Consider the following 4,346-nt stretch of genomic DNA (forward strand, 5'->3'; position numbering starts at 1 on the left):
CGTACGCCCGGCTCGCCCGCGGCTGCCGTCCGCGCGGCTGCCGGGCACCGGCCCGGCGCGTGCACGGGCGCCGCGTGCGCTACGTCATCGGTGACGAGCCGGGCCAGGTGAACGGCATGCGATGGCCCGGGCACCCGCGCACGAGCGCCCTCCGGGTGGGCTGAGCCGGCGAGAGCCGCCGCGCACCCGCGCGCGCGTGTGCCACCGTCATCCCCCGTCCGACCTTTGACCGGGGCGCACCGCCCCTGTGAGGCAACCGCATGTCCAGCGAGTTCTTCGTTCCCGACCCCGAGGGTCAGGTCCCCAGCGCCGCGGGGTACTTCGGCGCGTACGGCGGCAAGTTCATCCCGGAGGCCCTCGTGGCCGCCGTGGACGAGGTCGCCGTGGAGTACGACAAGGCCAAGGCCGACCCGGAGTTCGCCCGCGAGCTCGACGACCTGCTCGTCCACTACACGGGACGGCCCAGCGCGCTCACCGAGGTGACCCGGTTCGCCGAGCACGCCGGTGGCGCCCGCGTGTTCCTCAAGCGCGAGGACCTCAACCACACCGGCAGCCACAAGATCAACAACGTGCTGGGGCAGGCCCTGCTGACCAAGCGCATGGGCAAGACCCGCGTCATCGCGGAGACCGGCGCCGGCCAGCACGGCGTCGCGACCGCCACCGCGTGCGCGCTCTTCGGCCTCGACTGCACCATCTACATGGGCGAGATCGACACGCAGCGCCAGGCCCTCAACGTGGCCCGCATGCGCATGCTCGGCGCCGAGGTCATCGCCGTGAAGTCCGGCAGCCGCACCCTGAAGGACGCCATCAACGAGGCGTTCCGCGACTGGGTCGCCAACGTCGACCGCACCCACTACCTCTTCGGCACCGTCGCGGGTCCCCACCCCTTCCCCGCCATGGTCCGCGACTTCCACCGCGTCATCGGCGTGGAGGCCCGCCGACAGCTCCTGGAGCGCGCCGGACGGCTGCCGGACGCCGCCGTCGCCTGCGTGGGCGGCGGCTCCAACGCGATCGGCCTCTTCCACGCGTTCATCCCCGACGCCTCCGTCCGCCTCATCGGCTGCGAGCCCGCCGGGCACGGCGTGGAGACCGGCGAGCACGCGGCCACCCTCACCGCGGGCGAGCCCGGCATCCTGCACGGCTCGCGGTCGTACGTCCTCCAGGACGACGAGGGCCAGATCACCGAGCCGTACTCCATCTCGGCCGGCCTGGACTACCCGGGCATCGGCCCCGAGCACGCCTACCTCAAGGACAGCGGCCGCGGTGAGTACCGCGCGGTCACCGACGACGCCGCGATGCAGGCGCTCCGGCTCCTCTCGCGCACCGAGGGCATCATCCCGGCCATCGAGAGCGCCCACGCGCTCGCCGGCGCCCTGGAGGTCGGCAGGGAGCTGGGCCCGGACGGCCTGATCGTCGTCAACCTGTCCGGCCGCGGCGACAAGGACATGGACACCGCGGCCCGGTACTTCGGGCTGTACGACACCGACGCCGCCGTCGCGGCGGACGAGGCCGGCGAGGGCGCCGAGATCGAGGGGGACGCCAAGTGAGCGGCAACGTACAGCTGTTGAACGACACCCTGGCCGCCGCGAAGGCCGAGGGCCGGTCCGCCCTCATCGCCTACCTCCCGGCCGGGTTCCCGACCGTCGACGGCGGCATCGAGGCGATCAAGGCCGTCTTCGACGGGGGCGCCGACGTCGTCGAGGTCGGCCTGCCGCACAGCGACCCCGTCCTCGACGGCCCCGTCATCCAGACCGCCGACGACATCGCCCTGCGCGGGGGCGTACGGATCGCCGACGTGATGCGCACGGTCCGCGAGGCCCACGAGGCCACCGGCAAGCCCGTCCTCGTCATGACGTACTGGAACCCCATCGACCGCTACGGCGTCGAGCGCTTCACCGCCGAGCTGGCCGAGGCGGGCGGCGCGGGCTGCATCCTGCCCGACCTGCCCGTGCAGGAGTCGGCGCTGTGGCGGGAGCACGCCCACAAGCACGGCCTCGCCACCGTCTTCGTCGTCGCGCCCAGCAGCCGGGACGCCCGGCTCGCCGAGATCACCGCGGCGGGCTCCGGCTTCGTCTACGCGGCCTCCCTGATGGGCGTCACCGGCACCCGCGAGTCCGTGGGCGAGCAGGCACAGGAACTGGTGCGGCGCACCCGCGCCACCACCGACCTGCCCGTCTGCGTCGGCCTCGGCGTCTCCACCCCGGCGCAGGCGGCCGAGGTCGCCGGCTTCGCCGACGGCGTGATCGTCGGGTCCGCGTTCGTGAAGCGGATGCTGGACGCCCCGGACGCGGGCGCCGGTCTCGCGGCCGTACGGACGCTGGCGGGCGAGCTCGCCGAGGGCGTGCGCGGGAGGGCATGACCCCCTCTCACACGAACGGGTGGACCTGGGACCGGAGAGGCGCGCTGCGCCTCCCCGGTTCGTTCTGCCGGATGTGAGCGAGAAGAAGCCTGAGGGAAAGCCCACCGCCCGTGAGCGGCTGGCGGCGCAGCGAGCGAAGCAGCGGACCGCGGACAAGCGCCGCCGCGGCCTGATCGTGGGCGCGACGGTGCTCGGCGTCCTGGGGCTGGCCGCGGTGGCCGGCGTCGTCGCGGCGAACGCCGGCCGGTCCGGGGGCGGCGCGTCCGGACCGGCCGCCGCGCCCTCGGGGGCCGGCGGCGAGGACGGCCTCGCGATCCCCGTCGGCAAGGAGGACGCCCGGGCCACCCTCACGGTGTGGGAGGACTTCCGCTGCCCGGCGTGCAGGTCCTTCGAGGACGCCTACCGCTCGACGATCCACGAGCTGACGGACTCCGGACAGCTCAAGGTCGAGTACCACCTGGTCACCATCATCGACGGGAACATGGGCGGCAGCGGCTCCCGCAAGGCGGCCAACGCCGCCGCGTGCGCCCAGGACGCCGGCCGGTTCGTGGAGTACCACGACGTGCTCTACCGCAACCAGCCCCCGGAGTCGGACGACGCCTTCGCCCGTGACAGCGAGCTCCTCGAACTGGCGGGCAAGGTCGACGGACTGGACACCGAGACCTTCCGCACGTGCGTGAAGGACGGCGCGCGCGAGGGCTGGGTCGCGAAGTCGGACGAGGCCTTCCAGAAGGGCGGCTTCTCCGGCACGCCGACGGTCCTCCTCGGCGGCACCAACATCTACGCGGACCGGTCGATGAGCCCGGCGAAGCTCAAGCAGATGGTGCAGGCGATGAACAAGGCCTGAGGACCGTGCGCCGGAGGGGCCGGGGCAGGCCGGGCGTGGCGTTATGGAGCCGTAGCCCACCGGGATTGCCGTGCTCCGGGCCCGGCAGGGTAGCGTCGTCCTTGCCATGGACCTTGTTGAGCTTGCCTCCATCCCGAGCCCGTCGAGCGGCGTGCTGTATCTGGGCCCCGTTCCGCTGCGCGGCTACGCGTTCTGCATCATCATCGGCGTCTTCGTGGCCGTCTGGCTCGGCGGCAAACGCTGGATCGCCCGCGGCGGCCGGCCCGGCACGGTGGCCGACATCGCGGTCTGGGCCGTGCCGTTCGGCCTCGTCGGCGGCCGCCTCTACCACGTGATCACGGACTACGAGCTGTACTTCGGCGAGGGCCGTGACTGGGTGGACGCGTTCAAGATCTGGGAGGGCGGCCTCGGCATCTGGGGCGCCATCGCCCTCGGCGCGGTCGGCGCGTGGATCGCCTGCCGCCGCCGCGGCATCCCGCTGCCCGCTTACGCCGACGCCGTCGCCCCCGGCATCGCCCTCGCCCAGGCGCTCGGCCGCTGGGGCAACTGGTTCAACCAGGAGCTGTACGGCCGGCCCACCGACCTGCCGTGGGCCGTGGAGATCACCTCCTCCTCCGGCGGCCGCGTCCCGGGCACGTACCACCCGACGTTCCTGTACGAGTCCCTGTGGTGCATCGGTGTCGCGCTGCTGGTCATCTGGGCGGACCGCCGCTTCAGGCTGGGCCACGGCCGAGCGTTCGCCCTGTACGTCGCCGCGTACTGCGCGGGCCGCTTCTGGATCGAGTACATGCGCGTCGACGACGCCCACCACATCCTCGGTCTGCGGCTGAACAACTGGACCGCGCTCTTCGTCTTCGTCCTCGCGGTGCTCTACATCGTCCTGTCGATGCGCAAGCGTCCCGGCCGCGAGGAGACCGTCGAGCCGGCTGCGAGCGCCTCCGGCGACGGTAACGGCGAAAAGGACGGCGAGTCCGCGGACCCGGAGGAGAAGACGGACCCGGAGCAGCCGAAGGCGGTCGACGAGAGCGGGGAGCCCGGGAAGCCCGGGGAGACCGTGACGACGGTGAAGCCGGAATCGGCCGAGAAGAGCTGAGGCGGCGAGCGATACGCCGGGGAAGGGCGCCGTGCCTCGTGCACGGC

At 73.0% G+C, this 4,346-nt stretch carries 5 protein-coding genes; all 5 read left to right on the forward strand.

Annotation, left to right across the window (positions count from 1 at the left end):
• Positions 1 to 164, forward strand: a 164-nt coding sequence (gene trpM / locus UW392_RS67010; RefSeq protein WP_414496363.1) for a tryptophan biosynthesis modulator TrpM, incomplete at its 5' end; no start/stop codon positions are given.
• 96 nt (positions 165 to 260) lie between these two features.
• Positions 261 to 1,547, forward strand: coding sequence for a tryptophan synthase subunit beta (gene trpB, locus UW392_RS18560; protein WP_320776140.1), 1,287 nt, complete (start codon positions 261 to 263; stop codon positions 1,545 to 1,547).
• Complete coding sequence (trpA, locus tag UW392_RS18565; protein ID WP_320776141.1) at positions 1,544 to 2,359, forward strand: tryptophan synthase subunit alpha; 816 nt, start codon at positions 1,544 to 1,546, stop codon at positions 2,357 to 2,359. The genes trpB and trpA overlap by 4 nt, the downstream gene beginning before the upstream one ends.
• Before the next feature lie 73 nt (positions 2,360 to 2,432).
• A complete protein-coding gene (locus UW392_RS18570) occupies positions 2,433 to 3,206 on the forward strand; it encodes a DsbA family protein (protein WP_320776142.1) in 774 nt (257 codons plus the stop codon).
• A 106-nt stretch (positions 3,207 to 3,312) separates the two neighbouring features.
• Positions 3,313 to 4,299: a prolipoprotein diacylglyceryl transferase gene (gene lgt, locus UW392_RS18575; protein ID WP_414496361.1), complete on the forward strand. Its 987-nt coding sequence runs from the start codon at positions 3,313 to 3,315 to the stop codon at positions 4,297 to 4,299.
• Positions 4,300 to 4,346: the final 47 nt, after the last annotated feature.

Source organism: Streptomyces sp. CRN 30, from assembly GCF_034105845.1.